Source organism: Candidatus Cloacimonadota bacterium (assembly GCA_011372345.1).
Classification (GTDB): Bacteria; Cloacimonadota; Cloacimonadia; order Cloacimonadales; family TCS61; genus DRTC01.
On sequence record DRTC01000631.1, the window covers coordinates 1 to 1,999 of the forward strand.

Genomic DNA, 1,999 nt, shown 5'->3' on the forward strand with positions numbered 1-1,999 from the left:
ATTTCTCGGTTGATCGACATCATAACCACGCAGATCAGCAACATGATAAGCAAGAAGCTGCAGCGGAATTACAGAAAGTAACGGTTGTAATGTATGGAAAGTTTCCGGAATATAGATGACACTTTCTGAAAAAGATCGAACCTCCTCATCTCCTTCGGTGGCAATTGTAATTATCCTTCCATTTCGAGCTTTAACTTCCTGCAGGTTGGAAATTACTTTATCGTAGATCGCATCTTTTAAGGCAATTGTTACTACCGGCATATTTTTATCGATCAAAGCGATGGGACCGTGTTTCATCTCTGCTGCGGGATAACCTTCTGCATGAATGTAAGAAATTTCTTTAAGTTTCAAAGCACCTTCCAAAGCAACCGGGAAATTAACACCTCTTCCCAGATATAGAGCATTTGTTGAATCTTTTATTGTTTTTGCTATTTCTTTGATCTGCGCGTCTTGATCCAGGATTTTCTGAACCTTATCTGGAATGGTTTTAATCTCTTTGTTAAAAGATGCTCCAAAGGAAGGATTCAGATGTCTCATCCTGCCAAGTAAAACAGCTAACAAAGTCAAGATCGTAACCTGGGAAGTAAAAGCTTTGGTAGAAGCAACTCCGATTTCTGCTCCAGCATGAATATAAACTCCACCATCAGACTCCCGAGCAATTGTGCTTCCAACCGTATTGGTAATTCCCAGAACACGAACACCTTTTGCCTGAGCTTCGCGTAGAGCAGCTAAAGTATCAGCAGTTTCCCCTGATTGACTTATCACAAAAACAAGAGTGTCTTCAGTAATTATCGGATTTCGATATCGATATTCGCTTGCATATTCGACTTCGACTGGAATATGAGCAAGATTTTCGATGATCTGTTTTCCAATCAAACCTGCATGCCAGGAAGTTCCGCAGGCAATTATCTGTAATTTCTTGATCCTGCGTAATTCTTCACCTGTCATTCCCAAACCGCCTAACCTGACAGTTGAGAGTTTATCAACCAATCTTCCGCGAAATGCATTTTCGATCGAAGCAGGTTGTTCAAAAATTTCCTTAAGCATAAAATGTTTATAGTCACCTTTTTCAATTGATGAAACATCCCACTGAATTTCGGAAATTTTTGCCTGTACAACCTGGTTATCGAGAGTAATTATCTCAAAATCTTTATCATTGATCGTAACGATTTCGTTATCCTGTAAATAAATAACTCTTTTTGTATGGATCAGGATCGCATTTGCATCGGAAGTTACAAAAAATTCATCTTTTCCGATGCCGAGAATCAGAGGACTTCCCTTGCGAGCTGCGATCATCAATCTTGGATGGTCTGCATTGATCACAGCAATCCCGAAAGTACCTTCCACCAGTTTGAGTGCTTCTTGAACAGCGAGAGTCAGATTGTTTTCCGTATGAGCAAAATGTTCGATCAGATGAACCAGAATTTCCGTATCCGTATCTGATGTAAAAACATGACCTTCGGATTCAAGTTTATTTCTCAATGCTTTAAAATTCTCGATGATACCGTTATGAACCAGAGCAAATTTATGATGACAATCAGTATGAGGATGAGCATTTATTTGAGTTGGTTCTCCGTGAGTTGCCCATCTCGTATGAGCAATTCCGATTTTACCATAGGTTTCTTCAGGAGAAGGTAAAGCTCTTTCGAGTTCGGTAATTTTTCCTGATTCTTTGAAGATCTTCAATTTGTTTTCTTTATCTATAATTGCTATCCCGGAACTGTCATATCCGCGATATTCCAATCTTTTAATGCCCTCTATAATTATCGGAGTTGCATTTCTTTTTCCGACATATCCAACTATTCCACACATTTTATTCTCCTCTAAAAATTATTTCTGCCTTATTGTATTCAAAGAATTAAAGATTTTTAACAAAAAATAAAAAAGTATGATTGCAGGAATTCCTAACCAGAAAGGAAGATCATCACCTTCTAAAAACCTGCTTAAAAATGGTATTTGATCACCGAATTTTCCAAGTAAAACAGCAAAACTATTATTC

At 38.1% G+C, this 1,999-nt stretch carries 1 protein-coding gene; it reads right to left on the bottom strand.

The features are described from left to right. Positions 1-1,812 (bottom strand): glutamine--fructose-6-phosphate transaminase (isomerizing) (glmS, locus tag ENL20_12070; protein HHE39291.1); only part of this gene is annotated, 1,812 nt, incomplete at its 3' end. Positions 1,813-1,999 lie beyond the last annotated feature (187 nt).